The sequence below is a fragment of the Pseudomonas sp. R3-18-08 genome (assembly GCF_003852065.1).
GTDB lineage: Bacteria > Pseudomonadota > Gammaproteobacteria > Pseudomonadales > Pseudomonadaceae > Aquipseudomonas.
Map to the genome: position 1 here is coordinate 4,816,564 of NZ_CP027729.1, position 15,570 is coordinate 4,832,133.

General features: G+C 61.5%; 15 protein-coding genes. 7 read left to right on the top strand and 8 right to left on the bottom strand.

Annotation, left to right across the window (positions count from 1 at the left end; translation table 11 throughout):
* Positions 1–47: 47 nt before the first annotated feature.
* Positions 48–944 carry a LysR substrate-binding domain-containing protein gene (locus tag C4J92_RS22140; RefSeq protein ID WP_124405262.1) on the top strand — a complete coding sequence of 299 codons (897 nt, stop codon included), beginning with the start codon at positions 48–50 and terminating at the stop codon, positions 942–944.
* On the opposite strand, the gene C4J92_RS22145 is transcribed toward C4J92_RS22140, so the two are convergent.
* Positions 890–2,296, bottom strand: coding sequence for an amino acid permease (locus tag C4J92_RS22145; protein ID WP_124405263.1), 1,407 nt, complete (start codon positions 2,294–2,296; stop codon positions 890–892). The two genes, C4J92_RS22140 and C4J92_RS22145, sit on opposite strands and share 55 nt — an antisense overlap.
* 156 nt (positions 2,297–2,452) lie before the next feature.
* Complete coding sequence (gene kynU, locus C4J92_RS22150) at positions 2,453–3,703, bottom strand: kynureninase (RefSeq protein WP_124405264.1); 1,251 nt, start codon at positions 3,701–3,703, stop codon at positions 2,453–2,455.
* Positions 3,704–3,846: 143 nt separating this feature from the next.
* Here kynU and C4J92_RS22155 point away from each other — a divergent pair, with 143 nt between their 5' ends.
* Positions 3,847–4,320 carry an Lrp/AsnC family transcriptional regulator gene (locus tag C4J92_RS22155; protein WP_124405265.1) on the top strand — a complete coding sequence of 158 codons (474 nt, stop codon included), beginning with the start codon at positions 3,847–3,849 and terminating at the stop codon, positions 4,318–4,320.
* A 124-nt stretch (positions 4,321–4,444) separates the two neighbouring features.
* On the opposite strand, the gene catA is transcribed toward C4J92_RS22155, so the two are convergent.
* From catA to C4J92_RS22170, 3 genes are read right to left on the bottom strand one after another with little or no spacing between them, the layout of a single operon-like run.
* Positions 4,445–5,374: a catechol 1,2-dioxygenase gene (gene catA, locus C4J92_RS22160; RefSeq protein WP_124405266.1), complete on the bottom strand. Its 930-nt coding sequence runs from the start codon at positions 5,372–5,374 to the stop codon at positions 4,445–4,447.
* A gap of 41 nt (positions 5,375–5,415) precedes the next feature.
* A complete protein-coding gene (gene catC / locus C4J92_RS22165) occupies positions 5,416–5,706 on the bottom strand; it encodes a muconolactone Delta-isomerase (protein ID WP_124405267.1) in 291 nt (96 codons plus the stop codon).
* Positions 5,707–5,718: 12 nt separating this feature from the next.
* Positions 5,719–6,846 carry a muconate cycloisomerase family protein gene (locus tag C4J92_RS22170; protein ID WP_124405268.1) on the bottom strand — a complete coding sequence of 376 codons (1,128 nt, stop codon included), beginning with the start codon at positions 6,844–6,846 and terminating at the stop codon, positions 5,719–5,721.
* A 114-nt stretch (positions 6,847–6,960) separates the two neighbouring features.
* Here C4J92_RS22170 and C4J92_RS22175 point away from each other — a divergent pair, with 114 nt between their 5' ends.
* Positions 6,961–7,836, top strand: a complete 876-nt coding sequence (locus tag C4J92_RS22175; RefSeq protein ID WP_124405269.1) for a LysR family transcriptional regulator — start codon at positions 6,961–6,963, stop codon at positions 7,834–7,836.
* A 130-nt stretch (positions 7,837–7,966) separates the two neighbouring features.
* Here the strand turns inward: C4J92_RS22175 and C4J92_RS22180 are convergent, their stop codons facing one another.
* The gene (locus tag C4J92_RS22180; RefSeq protein ID WP_124405270.1) at positions 7,967–8,959 is read right to left on the bottom strand and encodes a helix-turn-helix domain-containing protein; all 993 of its coding nucleotides are present in this window, start codon (positions 8,957–8,959) and stop codon (positions 7,967–7,969) included.
* A gap of 312 nt (positions 8,960–9,271) precedes the next feature.
* On the opposite strand from C4J92_RS22180, the gene antA reads away from it, so the two are divergent.
* The 4 genes from antA (at position 9,272) to C4J92_RS22200 (ending at position 13,783) form a co-directional block, all read left to right on the top strand.
* Positions 9,272–10,663 carry an anthranilate 1,2-dioxygenase large subunit gene (gene antA, locus C4J92_RS22185; RefSeq protein WP_124405271.1) on the top strand — a complete coding sequence of 464 codons (1,392 nt, stop codon included), beginning with the start codon at positions 9,272–9,274 and terminating at the stop codon, positions 10,661–10,663.
* A complete protein-coding gene (gene antB / locus C4J92_RS22190; RefSeq protein ID WP_124405272.1) occupies positions 10,663–11,154 on the top strand; it encodes an anthranilate 1,2-dioxygenase small subunit in 492 nt (163 codons plus the stop codon). The genes antA and antB overlap by 1 nt, the downstream gene beginning before the upstream one ends.
* Before the next feature lie 149 nt (positions 11,155–11,303).
* Positions 11,304–12,311, top strand: coding sequence for an anthranilate 1,2-dioxygenase electron transfer component AntC (gene antC, locus C4J92_RS22195; RefSeq protein WP_124405273.1), 1,008 nt, complete (start codon positions 11,304–11,306; stop codon positions 12,309–12,311).
* Between the two features lie 71 nt (positions 12,312–12,382).
* Positions 12,383–13,783 carry an amino acid permease gene (locus tag C4J92_RS22200; protein ID WP_124405274.1) on the top strand — a complete coding sequence of 467 codons (1,401 nt, stop codon included), beginning with the start codon at positions 12,383–12,385 and terminating at the stop codon, positions 13,781–13,783.
* Between the two features lie 44 nt (positions 13,784–13,827).
* Here C4J92_RS22200 and kynA read toward each other — a convergent pair whose 3' ends face one another.
* Together kynA and kynB are read right to left on the bottom strand one after the other, a co-directional pair.
* Positions 13,828–14,700, bottom strand: a complete 873-nt coding sequence (kynA, locus tag C4J92_RS22205; RefSeq protein ID WP_124405275.1) for a tryptophan 2,3-dioxygenase — start codon at positions 14,698–14,700, stop codon at positions 13,828–13,830.
* Entirely contained in the window at positions 14,697–15,347 is a 651-nt protein-coding gene (gene kynB, locus C4J92_RS22210; protein WP_124405276.1) for an arylformamidase, read from the bottom strand. The genes kynA and kynB overlap by 4 nt, the downstream gene beginning before the upstream one ends.
* Positions 15,348–15,570 lie beyond the last annotated feature (223 nt).

Below are 15,570 nucleotides of genomic sequence, written 5' to 3' on the forward strand. Positions count from 1 at the left end.
TACTGAGGCAGCCTCTTGTTTTGTGTGAGGCAGAGGAAATCTTGAGCATGCACTTTGACCTGATCGACCTGCGCCTCTACCTGCACATACTGGACGCCGGCAACATCACCGCCGGCGCCGCCCGCAGCCATTTATCCCTGGCCGCCGCCAGCGCACGCATTCGGGCGATGGAGGCTTCACTGGGCGTCGAATGCCTGGAGCGTGGCCGCCGTGGCGTCACCCCGACACCCGCCGGCAAAGCCCTGGGCCGCCACGCCCGCCTGCTGCTGCAACAGGCCGAGCATCTGCAACAAGACCTGGCTGAATACGCCAACGGCGTCAAAGGCCAGGTGCGCCTGCTGTGCAATACCACGGCCCTGAGCGAATACCTGCCGGAGCGATTGGCAGACTTTCTGTGCGCGCATCCCAACCTCGATATCGACCTGCAGGAGCTGCCCAGCCTGCGGATCACCCAAGCCCTGCGCCAAGGCACGGCCGACCTGGGGATCATCTCCGATGCGGTCGACACCTCCGGCCTGCAGACCCTGCCCTTCCATGACGATCCGCTGGTGCTGATCATGCCCGTGGAGCATCCGCTGGCAGCCGGCACGGTGAGTTTCATCGACAGCCTGCAACACGACTACGTCGGCCTCGCCGCCAGCAGTGCGTTAGCGGTGTACCTGGAGGAACAGGCGCTGCATGCGGGGTTTCGCCTGCAAACGCGGATCCGCGCCGAGGGTTTCGATGGGGTGATTCGCATGGTCGCCCGGGGCGCGGGCCTGGGCATTGTGCCCAAGGCCGCCCTGGACCGCTGGCCGCCGGACGTTCGCATCAAGGCCCAGCCGCTCAAGGAGGATTGGGCCTGTCGCCACTTGCTGCTCTGCGCACGCTCGTTCGACCACCTGCCGGGTTATGCCAGGGCCTTATTCGATGCCTTGGCCCTGCCCTTGCGGAAAAACCCGTAGTACACCGCGCTCAGGATCAGCAGGAACGGCACGCCAAACACCAGGGTCATCTTGAATGCCTCAGTAAAATACGTGGTGATCATCACCGCGCCCATCAGCACCAGGCCCAACAGTGTGCTGTAAGGAAACAGGCGCAGCTCGAAGGACAACTTCGCCCCGCCGTGGCGCTTGCGGTAGCGCCGAAAAAACAGGTGCGTGAGGAAGATCATGAACCAGGTGAAGATCGCGCCGAACATCGAGATCGCCATCATCAGCGTGAACGAGCTTTCCGGGTACACCAGGTTGAGCAAGGTCGCCAAGGCGATACCGGAGCTGGACAGCAGCAAGGCATTGAGCGGGATGCCGCTCTTGCTCAACGCGCCCATGGACTTGGGCGCAAAGCCTGCGCGGGACAGGCTGAACATCATGCGCGTGGTGATGTAGAGCTGGCTGTTCATCGCCGACAACGCCGCGATCAGGATCACGAAATTCATCACTCCGGTGGCGCCGGGAATGCCGATGGTCTGCATCACCGTGACGAACGGGCTCTGGGCTTGGCCGGCCTGGTTCCACGGCACGATGGCGAGCATCAGCGCCAGGGTCAGCAGGTAGAACACCACCAGGCGCACGATGGTCGCGCGAAAGGCTTTCTTCACCGCCCGCTCCGGGTCGGCGGCTTCGCCGGCCGCCACCGCGATCATTTCCACGCTCAAATAGCTGAAGATCGACACGATCACCGCCACCCACATACCGCTTAACCCATGGGGGAAAAACCCGCCGTGGGCCGTGTAGTTGTGCACGCCGTAATCCGGATTGCCGGAGCCGAACACCACGTACACCGCCAAGATGATGAAGCCAACAATGGCGCCGATCTTGATGGTGGAAAACCAGTATTCGAAGGTGCCGAAGGTCTTCACGCTGATCGCATTGAGCAGGATCAGCACGCTGGAAAACGACACGATCCACACCCACTCCGGCACGTTGGCGAACCAGTACTTCATGTACATCGCCACCGCCGTGACCTCGGCGCCCACCGCCAACACAATCGCCGCCCAGTAGGCGTAACGCACCAGGAACCCGGCCAGCGGGCTGATGTAGAACTCGGCGTAGGCACCAAAGGAGCCGGAGGTGGAATGGGCCACCGTCATCTCCGCCAGGCACCCCATCAATATCAAGGTAATCAACGCCCCGATGGCGTAGCTCAGCAACACGCTGGGCCCGGCATAGCCGATGGCGTAGGCGCTGCCCATGAACAGTCCGGTCCCGATAGCGCCGCCGATGGCGATCATGCTCATCTGGCCCGAAGTGAGCTGGCGCCTCAGGCCCAGTTCGCGGTGGGTAATGTCTGCAAAGCCGTTGTCTGGCGTGGTCACGTGATGTGCCCCTTTTATTATTGTGATTGCTGCTGTTGCCACAGATCCCCTGTGGGAGGGGGCTTGCTCCCGATAGCAGTGTGTCAGTCACTGATATGCCTACTGACACACTGCTATCGGGAGCAAGCCCCCTCCCACATTTGATCGGCGTTATCTTTAAGTGACGCTATGGCGAACCTTGAATTGCGGCTGGTCCCAGGTGGCGTTGTCGAGAATGTCAGCGAGGATTTCCACGGCGTCCCATACGTCGGTAAAGCGTGTGTACAGCGGGGTAAAACCGAAGCGCATGATGCGTGGTTCGCGGTAGTCGCCGATCACACCGCGGGCGATCAGGGCCTGGATCACTGCATAGCCTTGCGGGTGTTCGAAGCTGACATGGCTGCCGCGCCGGGAATGTTCACGGGGTGTGATCAGCACCAGGTCATGGGCCGCACAGCGTGCTTCGACCAGGGCGATAAACAGGTCGGTCAAGGCCAGGGATTTGCTGCGCAGGCTGCTCATATCGGTACGCTCGAAAATCTCCAGGCCGCACTCGACCATGGCCAGCGAGGTGATCGGCTGGGTGCCGCACAGGTAGCGGGCGATGCCGGCGCTCGGCGCATAGTTGGATTCCATGGCGAATTGGCGGGTATGCCCGAACCAGCCCGACAGCGGCTGGCGCACCAGGTCCACCAACGCCGGGTTGACCCACACGAACGCCTGGGAGCCGGGGCCGCCATTGAGGTATTTGTAGGTGCAGCCAATCGCATAATCGGCGCCGGCCGCGTGCAGGTCGATGGGCACCGCGCCCGCCGAATGCGCCAGGTCCCAGATGCTCAGCGCGCCGCATTCATGGCTCAAGGCAGTGAGCGCACGCATGTCGTACATGTAACCGGTCTTGTAGTTGACGTGGGTAAGCATCACCACCGCCACGTCCTCATCGACGGCCTGGGGCAGTTCGTCCGGGCTGTTGACCAGGCGCAACGAGTAACCCTGCTGCAGCAACTCGGCGAGACCCTCGGCGATGTACAGGTCGGTGGGAAAGTTGCTCGCTTCGCTGACGATCACCTTGCGCGCCGGCTGGCGCTGGCGCTGCACGGTCAGCGCGGCGCTGAGGACTTTGAACAGGTTGATGGAGGTGGTATCGGTGATCACCACTTCGCCCTCCCGCGCACCGATCAGTGGCGCCAGGCGATTGCCCAGGCGCTGGGACAGATCCGCCCAGCCCGCGCTGTTCCAGCTGCGAATCAAGCCATCGCCCCACTCCTGCGCGATCACCTGTTGCGCCCGTGCCAACGCCGCCACCGGGCGCGCGCCCAGGGAGTTGCCGTCGAGGTAGATCACGTCCTCGGGCAAGGCAAATTCGCGGCGCAATGGCGCCAGCGCGTCCTGAGTATCAAGGGCCTGGCAATGGCTTCGAGTGGTCATGGGTGGTCCTGGTTTTTATCGGGAATATGCAGCAAATAATGAACGAACTTTTAGAGAATTTTCGTGCAAAGTGGTGGGCGAAGGGCTATTTAAGCTGTAGGAAATTCGAATTTAACCTGCAAACACGCGGATTTATGCCAACCATGATTCTTGACGCCACCGACCTGCGCCTCCTGCATTTCCTGCAACAGGATGGCCGTATCAGCAACCAGGAGCTGGCGGAAAAAGTCGCGCTGTCGCCCTCCGCCTGCCTGCGCCGTTTGCGCCTGCTGGAGAGCGAAGGCGTCATCAGTGGATATCGCGCGGTGCTCAATACCGAGCAGTTGGGCATTGAGCTGGAAGCCATCGTGCACCTGTCGTTGCGCCAGGATGTGGAAGACTGGCATGAGACGTTCATCCAGAAAGTGCAGGGCTGGCCGGAGGTGGCCAGTGCCTATGTGATCACTGGCGCCAGCAACTATGTGCTGCGGGTACAGGCGCGCAACCTCAAGCACTTTTCGGACTTTATCGTGAACCACCTGAACCGCACGGCGGGGGTGATGGATATCCGTTCGGAGATTGTGCTGCAGAAGATCAAGGATCGGGATGAGGTGCTGGATCTGGTTATTCGCAAATAGCACCTGCAACAAAGTTCAAATGTGGGAGGGGGCTTGCTCCCGATAGCGGTGTGTCAGTTACTAATAGGTCAACTGACACGCCGCCATCGGGAGCAAGCCCCCTCCCACATTTTTTTGACCGCGTTCAGTCCTCGAGGGCTCGGACTCGCTGCATGCGCTGCTGCTCTATCGGCGCCGTGGCTGGCTGCAATTCAAAGTCAAAATCAATCTGCGCAAACCGCCCCTCCACGCCAAACTCCCGCGCCAGTTGCGGGTCGTCACTGAAGCGAATTTCGGCGATCAATTCATCGCGCGTGGCGTAGGCAAAGTCATCATGCAGGTACGGGTCGTCCGACAGGTTGATCTGGGTGGTCAGGTGCCGATGACCCGGCGCCGAGATGAAGAAGTGAATGTGCGCCGGACGCTGCCCGTGACGCCCCAATTGGTCGAGCAGCTGCTGGGTCGGCCCGGTCGGCGGGCAGCCGTAGCCGGACGGCACGATGCTGCGAAAACGGTAGTTGCCCTGGGCGTCGGTCTCGATGCGTCGGCGCAGGTTGAACTCCGATTGCGTCGGGTCGAACCACGAATACGTGCCGCCGGTATTGGCCTGCCACACATCGACAATCGCCCCCGCCAACGGCTTGCCGTCGGTGTCGCGCACCTGCCCGCGCATGAACAGCGGCACGGCATCGTCCGTGCCATCATCCAGGCGCGCTTCGTACTTGGACAACGGCGCACCGGCCACGTACAGCGGGCCTTCGATGGTGCGCGGCGTGCCACCGGATTTGCCGGCTTCGATGTCGGCGGCGTCCATCAACAGGTCCAGGTAATGCTCCAGGCCCAGCCCGGCGGCGAGCAAGCCGGCTTCCTGGTGTTTGCCCAGTTCGTTGAGGTAGTTGACCGCCTTCCAGAACTCTTGCGGGGTCACTTCCAGGTCTTCGATGATGTTCACGGTGTCGCGCAGGATCCGGTAGATCAGCGCCTTGGTGCGCGGGTTGCCGCCATCATTGAGATTGCCGCTGGCTTGTTCGAGAAACTGCTGGGCGTGGGCCGTCTGGGACAGTCGGATGGACATGGTGCAATCCTCATCTTGTAATTATCGGGTGCAAAAAAGGCTCAGCGGTCGTCGTCATGGATCGACGACGGGTGCCGACACAGCGCATTCACTTCAATGGTCATATAGGGAAACAACGGCAGTTGCATCAGCGTGTCATGCAGGTCTTGCACGCTCTCGACATCGAACACGCTGTAGTTGGCGTAGTGCCCGGCGATGCGCCACAGGTGGCGCCATTTGCCCTCTTGTTGCAGGTGCCGGGCCAGGGCTTTTTCTTCGGCCTTGAGGCTGGCGGCGCGCTCGGGGGGCATGTCGAGCGGCAGGTTCACGGTCATTTTTACGTGGAACAACATGGCAGGCGCCTCTTAGTGTTTATCCCGACGGAAGAACGCCAGGCGCTCTTCATCGATCGCCAGGCCCAGGCCCGGCGCGGTGGAGACATGCAGCTCGAAGTCGCGATACAGCAGCGGCTCGGTGAGGATGTCTTCGGTGAGCAGCAACGGGCCGAACAGTTCGGTGCCCCACGCCAGCTTGTTCAGCGTTAGGAACGCGTGTGCCGAGGCCAGCGTGCCGATGCCGCCTTCGAGCATGGTGCCGCCGTAGAGGCCGATGCCCGCCGCTTCGGCAATCGCTGCCGTGCGCAATACCGCACGCGGGCCGCCGTTCTTGGCGATCTTTAGGGCGAACACCGAGGCCGCGCCTTCGCGGGCCAGGTTGAAGGCATCCTCGACGCATTCAATGGATTCATCGGCCATGATCGGCGCCGGGCTCGACAGGTTCAGCCGCGCCATGCCGCCTCGGTTGTTGCGCGAGATCGGCTGTTCGATCAGGTCGATACCGCTGTCTCCCAGCACCTGGCAGGCGCGCAGGGCCACGGCCTCGTCCCAGGCCTGGTTGACATCGACGCGCACACTGGCGCGCTCACCCAGCGCGCGCTTGATCGCGAGTACGTGGGCCAGGTCACGCTCGACTGCACCGGCGCCGATCTTCAATTTGAAGACGCGATGGCGGCGCAGGTCGAGCATCTTCTCGGCCTCGGCAATGTCCTGAGCGGTGTTGCCGCTGGCCAGGGTCCAGGCCACCGGCAAGGCATCGCGCACGCGCCCGCCGAGCAGTGCGCTGACCGGCAGGTTCAGGCGCTTGCCGAGGGCATCGAGCAACGCGCTTTCGATCCCCGACTTGGCGAAGGTGTTGCCGCGGATGCTGCGCTCCAGGCGCAACATGGCGGCGTTGATATTGCTCGCGTCCTGGCCGATCAGCAGCGGCGCGAAGTGCCGGTCGATATTGACCTTGATGCTCTCGGGGCTCTCGTTGCCATAGCTCAGGCCGCCGATGGTGGTGGACTCACCGATACCCTCGATGCCATCGGCGCAACGCAGGCGGATGATCACCAGAGTCTGGTTTTGCATGGTGTGCATCGCCAGCGTGTGCGGGCGGATAGTAGGCAGATCGACGATGATCGTTTCGATCGACTCGATGGGGCAAATCGGCATGGCAATACCCGTTGGGTTCTTTATAGGTTTGCGTCGATTCTGTGCTGCGTGGTTAGAGGGTTCCAATATAGAATTGGTCTGGTTCAATACCTTGAAGGTATTAAAGGAGCCAACATGGAACTGCGTCACCTGCGCTATTTCCAGATGCTGGGGCAGACCCTCAACTTCACCCGTGCCGCCGAACGCCTGCACATCGCCCAGCCGCCGTTGAGTCGGCAGATCCAGCAATTGGAAGACGAATTGGGCGTGGTGCTGCTCGAACGCGGCCGGCCGCTGCGGCTGACCGAGGCCGGGCGGTTTTTCTATGAGCACGCCAATGTGCTGCTCGAGCAATTGGGCACGGTGTGCGACAACACCCGGCGCATCGGCCTGGGCGAGAAGACCTGGCTGGGCATCGGCTTTGCGCCGTCGACCTTGTACGGCGTGCTGCCGGAACTGATTCGGCGGCTGCGCACCCATGAGTCGCTGGCGTTGGAACTGGGCTTGTCGGAGATGACCACCGTGCAGCAGGTCGAAGCCCTCAAGGCGGGGCGCATCGATGTGGGCTTCGGGCGGATCCGCATCGACGACCCGGCCATCGTCCAGCGCGTATTGGTGCAAGACCGACTGGTGGCGGTGTTGCCCAGCGGTCACCCATTGCTCGGTGCGCCCGCGAGCCTTGCGCAATTGGCCGCCGAACCCTTTGTGCTCTACCCCGGCAACCCGCGACCCAGCTACGCCGACCACGTGATCGCATTGTTCGACGCCCATGGCCTGAGCCTTGACGTGGCGCAGTGGACCAACGAGCTGCAGACCGCTATCGGCCTGGTGGGCGCCGGCATGGGTGTGACGCTGGTACCGGCGTCGGTGCAGGTGCTGCACCGGGCGGATATCGGCTATACGCCGATTGTGGAAGCCACCGCGACCTCGCCGATCATTCTCAGCCGACGGGTGAATGATCAATCGCCGGGGCTCAGTCATTGCCTGCAACTGGTTGAAGAGCTGCTGTGAAACCTTGCAAACACCACAATTCCAATGTGGGAGGGGGCTTGCTCCCGATGGCGGTGGGTCAGGCAGCACATCTGTCACTGATACACCGCAATCGGGGGCAAGCCCCCTCCCACATTGAATCTTCATTGCCCTAGAGACTGCGCAGGCGCTTGCGTTGCAGGGTTTGGCTGGGAGACTCATCGAACAGTTTGCGGTACTCCGCCGAAAACCGTCCCAAGTGGGTAAAGCCCCAGCCCAGGGCGATTTCGGAGATGGTACGCGTGGCACCCTGTTCGAGGATTTCCTGACGCACCGCCACCAGCCGGTGCTTCTTCAAATACGCCATGGGCGACAGCGCGAAGTATTTGCGAAACGCATCGAACAGCTTGAAGCGCGACACGCCGGCCACCGCCTCCAGGTCTTCCAGGTGCACCGCCTCGCGCGCATTCTCGTGCAGGTACTGGCGCGCCCGGATCAGGTAGTGCGGCAACTTCACGCCCAACACGTCGCGCAGTTCTTCGGAGTAGTTGTTCGGCTGGGCCAGGATCAAGCCCTTGATCAGCGAGCTTTCCAGATCCCGGGTAAACGCCGCTTGCTCGTACAACTCGCTACGGTGCTCAAACTCGGCAATGAAGTAGCGCGCCATGCGCCACCACGAGGCCGGGGCGCCGTCCACCGCGTCCATCACCGGTTCGAAGCGCAGCGGCGCCTCGATCGGCCGTTGCAGCAAACCTTCCAGCGACTCGCTCATGGCCGCGCGTGTGATCACCACCTGCAACTTGCGGCAGTCACCGGAAATTGCCAGCACCTGATGCTCGTTGGGCGCAATGATCACCCCCTGGTCGCGGTTGGAGCTCAGGCGCTCACCGTTCTTGCTCAGCTCCTGTTCGCCGATCAACGGCAGGCTCAGGCTGTAGCTGCTGAAGTGCTCGGCGTCTTCGATGTCGATGGTCACGTCGGTGCCGTATTCGATCACGCCCAGGGTGGTGGCGCGGGACTTGAACACATTGGCGCTGTGGTGAAAACGCAGGCGTTCCGGCGTGGCCGTCGCCAAACGATGGGGCCCGCAGATGCCGCACATCCAGCTGCAGGCACCCTCCAGGTCGAAGCGTTGAATACGGATATCGCGTGTCTGGCTATTCATCAGGTGCACCCACGGCGGTCAGGCGTTTGCGCGCTCTGGCGGCGCGTCGTCAGGGTTCGACAGCAAATTCCACGCCACGCCAGCGCAGTGCTCACTGGGTGGATAGCAAAGGTCGACTAAGTGGATAACGCCCGGCTGTTTTCGGCCCTTACCCGCAATGACAGTAGCGCATCACGTCACCGCTGCGCACCGGGTTGGGTATTTGCCGCCCAACTTTGCGGCCCATCTTCCCCGATTAAGCGGATAGCCCGCACCCTGCACCGCTGCCTCTAATGAACCACCGATTAGCCCTGATCAAACAAGGTGCCTCCCATGAGTGGTGCAAGAAACGTCGAGCAGTGGAAAACCTTTATCGAAAGTTGCCTGGACTTTCGCCCGGCCGATGAAGTGTTCCGCATTGCCCGCGACATGTTCACCGAGCCCGAACTGTTCGACCTGGAAATGGAACTGATCTTCGAGAAGAACTGGATCTACGCCTGCCACGAAAGCGAACTGGCCAATAACCACGATTTCGTGACAATGCGCGCCGGGCGCCAGCCGATGATCATCACCCGCGACGGCGAAGGCCGGCTTAACGCGCTGATCAATGCCTGCCAGCATCGCGGCACCACCCTCACCCGCGTGGGCAAGGGCAACCAGTCCACGTTCACCTGCCCGTTCCACGCCTGGTGCTACAAAAGCGATGGCCGCTTGGTGAAGGTCAAGGCGCCGGGGGAATATCCTGAGGGTTTCGACAAAGCCACCCGCGGCCTGAAAAAGGCGCGCATCGACAGCTACAAGGGCTTTGTATTTATCAGCCTCGACGTGAACGGAACCGACAGCCTGGAAGACTTCCTTGGCGATGCCAAAGTGTTCTTCGACATGATGGTGGCGCAATCTGCAACGGGTGAATTGGAGGTGCTGCCGGGCAAGTCCGCCTACACCTACGACGGCAACTGGAAGCTGCAGAACGAAAACGGCCTGGACGGTTATCACGTCAGCACCGTGCACTATAACTACGTGGCCACGGTGCAGCATCGCCAGCAGGTGAACAGCGAAAACGGCGCCAGTGCCGGCACCACCCTGGACTACAGCAAGCTCGGCGCCGGCGACGCCAATACCGACGACGGCTGGTTTGCGTTCAATAACGGCCACAGCCTGTTGTTCAGCGACATGCCCAACCCCAGCGTGCGTTCCGGCTACGCCACCATCATGCCGCGCCTGGTGGCCGAACACGGCCAGCAGAAGGCCGAATGGATGATGCACCGCCTGCGCAACCTGAATATCTACCCGAGCCTGTTCTTTCTCGACCAGATCAGCTCCCAACTGCGCATCATCCGCCCGCTGGCGTGGAACAAGACCGAGATCATCAGCCAGTGCCTGGGGGTGAAGCACGAGTCCGACACCGACCGCGAAAACCGTATTCGCCAGTTCGAGGACTTTTTCAATGTGTCTGGCATGGGCACGCCGGATGACCTGGTGGAGTTTCGCGAAGCCCAGCGCGGTTTCCAGGGCCGCCTGGAGCGCTGGAGCGATATTTCGCGCGGCAGCCATCGCTGGCAGACCGGGCCGACACCCAACAGCGAAGCCATCGGTATCCAGCCGGCCATGACCGGCACCGAATTCACCCACGAAGGCCTGTACGTCAACCAGCACCGCAACTGGCAGCAATTCCTGCTCAACGGCCTGGACCAGCAAGCGCTGAAACTGCGGGAGGTGAAGTGATGAATGCGCAGTTGCAGTACCAGATCGAGCAATTCTTCTACCGCAAATCCGCACTGTGCGACGCCCAGGACTGGGATGCCTATGTGCAACTGTTTGACCCACAGAGCGAATTCCACCTGCCGCAATGGGACTCCGAACATGTCTACACCCAGGACCCCAAGCGCGAGATGTCGTTGATCTATTACGCCAACCGCTCAGGGCTGGAGGACCGGGTATTCCGCCTGCGTACCGGCAAGGCCGCCTCGGCCACGCCGATGCCGCGCACCCTGCACCTGATCAACAACGTGCGCATTGCCGAGTTGGCGGGCGGCGAGCTGGACGTGAAGTTGAATTGGCACACGCTGTTCTACCGGTTGGCGACCTCGGAGCAGTTCTACGGGCAGGCCACTTACCGCCTCAAGCCACACGGCGACAGCTGGCTGATCACCCGCAAGCACGCGTTATTGCTGAACGACACCATCAACTCGGTGCTGGATTTCTATCACCTTTGACGTTGGCGCATTCCCCTGTAGGAGCGAGCTTGCTCGCGAAGAACTTCAACGATGACGCCGGACAGCCTGGATGCACGCGGTGTACTTGAGTTTTTCGCGAGCAAGCTCGCTCCTACAGAAGATCACACTTAACCCACGGAGTACTGTGGATGAATCACAAAGTGGCCTTCAGTTTCGCCGACGGCAAGACCTTGTTCTTCCCGGTGGGCGCCCATGAAATCCTGCTGGACGCGGCCTTGCGCAACGGCATCAAGATCCCGCTGGACTGCCGCGAAGGCGTGTGCGGCACCTGTCAGGGGCGCTGCGAATCCGGCGATTACACCCAGGATTATGTCGACGAAGAAGCGCTGTCGAGCCTCGACGTGCAACAGCGCAAAATGCTCAGTTGCCAGACGCGGGTGCAGTCCGACGCCACCTTTTACTTCGACTTCGATTCGAGCCTGTGCAACGCGCCGGGGCCTGTGCAGGTGCGCGGCACGGTGAGCGAGGTGCAGTTGGTGTCGGCCGGTACGGCAATCCTGCGCCTGCAGGTGGACGCTGCGCTGGATTTTCTACCGGGCCAATACGCGCGGCTGGCGGTGCCCGATACCGACAGCTGGCGTTCCTATTCCTTCGCCAACCTACCGGGCAATCAAGTGCAGTTCCTGGTGCGCCTGTTGCCCGATGGAGTGATGAGCAACTACCTGCGCGAACGGTGCCAGGTGGGCGATGAGATGTTGATGGAAGCGCCGCTGGGGGCGTTCTACCTGCGGCACGTCACCCAACCGCTGGTGCTGGTCGCTGGCGGCACCGGGTTGTCGGCGTTGCTGGGTATGCTCGATGAGCTGGTGGCCCGCGGCTGCGATCAACCGGTGCACCTTTACTATGGCGTGCGCACTGAGCAGGACCTGTGCGAAGCCGCGCGCATCAATGGCTATGCGTCGAAGATCGCGAATTTTCGCTACACCGAAGTGCTCAGCGACGCCTCAGCGCAATGGACCGGCAAGCGCGGCTACCTCACCGAACATTTCGACCTGGCCGAATTACGGGACAGATCGGCGGATATGTATGTGTGTGGCCCGCCGCCAATGGTCGAATCGATCCAACAATGGCTGGCGGATCAGGCACTTGATGGCGTTCAGCTGTATTACGAAAAGTTTACGCAGAGTAATATCTGACCCTCAGCACTTCTGAGGGGCTGATGCGGCCTGCGCTCACCCTTAAGAAAAACAAGTAGAAGGGAACGTTAATGGCGGATGACATGGTTAACCCGGTGGGCCTCAAGCGCGGCCTGAAAAACCGGCACATTCAACTGATCGCCTTGGGAGGGGCGATCGGTACGGGGTTGTTCCTCGGCTCGGCCGGGGTGCTCAAGTCGGCGGGGCCGTCGATGATCCTGGGTTACGCGATTGCCGGTTTTATCGCCTTCCTGATCATGCGCCAGCTCGGCGAGATGATCGTCGAAGAGCCGGTGGCCGGTTCCTTCAGCCACTTTGCGCATAAATACTGGGGCGGCTACGCGGGCTTTCTGGCGGGCTGGAACTACTGGGTGCTCTACGTGCTGGTGGGCATGGCCGAACTGACGGCCGTGGGCAAATACATCCAGTTCTGGTGGCCGGAAATCCCGACCTGGGTCAGCGCGCTGGTGTTCTTCGTTGCGGTGAACCTGATCAACACCCTGAACGTGAAGTTCTTCGGCGAAGCCGAGTTCTGGTTCGCGATCATCAAGGTGGTGGCGATTGTCGGCATGATCGTGCTCGGCTGCTACCTGCTGTTCAGCGGTACCGGCGGCCCGCAGGCGTCGGTCAGCAACCTGTGGAGCCACGGTGGGTTCTTCCCGAACGGCGGCATGGGGCTGTTGATGTCCATGGCGTTCATCATGTTCTCGTTCGGTGGCCTGGAGCTGGTGGGCATCACCGCCGCCGAGGCCAGCGAGCCACGCAAGGTGATCCCGAAGGCGATCAACCAGGTGGTGTATCGGATCCTGATTTTCTATGTCGGCGCCCTCACCGTGCTGCTGTCGCTGTACCCGTGGGACCAACTGCTGCAAACCCTCGGCGCCTCAGGCGATGCCTACAGCGGCAGCCCGTTCGTGCAGATCTTCTCGCTGATCGGCAATGACACCGCGGCGCACATCCTCAACTTCGTGGTGCTGACCGCGGCGCTGTCGGTGTACAACAGCGGCGTGTACTGCAACAGCCGCATGCTGTTCGGCCTGGCCGAGCAAGGCGACGCGCCCAAGGCGCTGATGAAGCTCAACAAACAAGGCGTGCCGTTGCGCGCGCTGGCAATTTCGGCGGCGGTGACCCTGCTGTGCGTGGTGGTCAACTACGTCGCGCCGCAAAGTGCCCTGGAGCTGCTGTTCGCGCTGGTGGTTGCCTCGCTGATGATCAACTGGGCGCTGATCAGCATCACCCACATCAAGTTCCGCAAGGCCATGGGTGAGCAAGGCGTGACGCCGTCGTTCAAGACCTTCTGGTTCCCGTTCAGCAATTACCTGTGCCTGGCGTTCATGCTGATGATCATCAGCGTAATGCTGGCCATTCCAGGGATACGTGAGTCGGTGTATGCGATGCCTGTGTGGGTGGGGATTATCTATGTGGCCTACCGCTTGCGGGTCCGAAACACGAAACTCGTGACAGCGCAGTAACCCATGTGGGAGGGGGCTTGCCCCCTCCCACATTTGGATTGTGTTTAGAGCGTAGAGCGCACTCGCCACAGTTCGGGAAACAGCACCGTGTCGAGCATCTTGCGCAGATACCCCACACCTTCGGTGCCACCAGTGCCCGGCTGGAAGCCGATAATCCGCTCGACCGTGGTCACGTGCCGGAAGCGCCACTGGCGGAACGAATCCTCCAGGTCGATAAACTTCTCGGCCAATTGATACAAATCCCAGTACCGACTCGGGTCGCGGTACACCTCACGCCACGCGGCTTCCACGGAGTCATCGTGCACGGTAGCGGCCGTCGGGTCGCGTTCGGCGCGCTTAGGGTCAATCGCCAGGCCCGCCTTGAGCATCAGGTTGATCGCCTCGTCATACAGCGACGGCGTGGCGATCGCCACCTGCAATTGCAGCAATAACTCCGGGCGATGGGCATGGGGCCGCAACAGCGCCGGGCTTTTGTTGCCGAGGATGAATTCGATCTCACGGTACTGGAACGACTGGAACCCCGACGACTGCCCGAGGAACGGGCGGATCGCCTTGTATTCCGACGGAGTCATAGTCGCCAGCACCGCCCAGGCGTGCACCAGTTGGTCGAAGATCCGCGAGACCCGCGCTAGCATCTTGAACGCCGGCGGCAGCTCGCCCAGGCGCACGTGTTCGCGGGCCGCCTTGAGCTCATGCAGCATCAGCTTCATCCACAGCTCCGAGGTCTGGTGCTGGATGATGAACAGCATTTCGTTGTGATCCGGCGACAGCGGGTGTTGGGCGCTGAGGACTTTGCCCAGGTCCAGGTAGTCGCCGTAGCTCATGGACTCGGAAAAATTCAGCTCAGCGTTGTGCCAATCCTGCGGGGGTTGGTCGCCGGCAGGCTTATATTCTGGCGAGAAGGGACATTGGCTCATCGCGTGGGCTCCAAAAGCGGGCGCAGGATTGCGCGGACCGGGCTGGCATCCAGATTGGCAAAGCGCAGCGGCAGCGCGATCAGTTCATAGTCGCCTTCCGGCACGTCATCGAGCACGATGCCTTCGAGAATCGCCATGCCATGGCGCGCCACGGCGTTGTGCGAATCCATGGTCTTGGACTGTTGCGGGTCCAGGGACGGGGTGTCGATACCGATCAGGCGCACGCCAAGGCTGGCGAGCAGCTCGATGGTCTGCGGGGCGATGGCGGTGAAATTTGAATCCCAGTGCGTCAGTGGCGCTTGTGGATAAGTGCGCAGCAGGACCCGTTCCGGCAGGTTATCCACACGCCCTTGCAGTTGATGGGGCTGCACCAAGGCACCGCTGCCGAGGCAGTGCAACACCCGGCACGGGCCCATGTACACATCCAGCGACACCTCGCCGATCGGCGCGCCGTCGGCGCTGTAGTGCAGCGGCGCATCCACGTGGGCGCCGGTGTGCGGCGAGAAGGTCACGCGCCCAACATTCACCGGGCACTCCGGACCGAACTGCCACACGCGCTCTTCCTGGAACGGCGTATCGCCCGGCCAGGTCGGGGTCGCCGCGCTCAAGGGCGGGCTGATATCCCACCACGTTTTTATTGGGTTCATTTCAAGGCTCTCGGCTGTCACTGAGGTGAATGATACGAGGGCCAGCTGTGAATTTTCTTGCGAATTCTGGCGCAAAGCGGGAAATCTTTCGCACTTACTGCGAAGAAATGGTCAATTCAGGCTCGGAAATTCGCAAGATGACCTATGTGGGAGGGGGCTTGCTCCCGATGGCGGTGGTTCAGGTAATAAATCACTGACTGACACACCGCTATCGGGAGCAAGC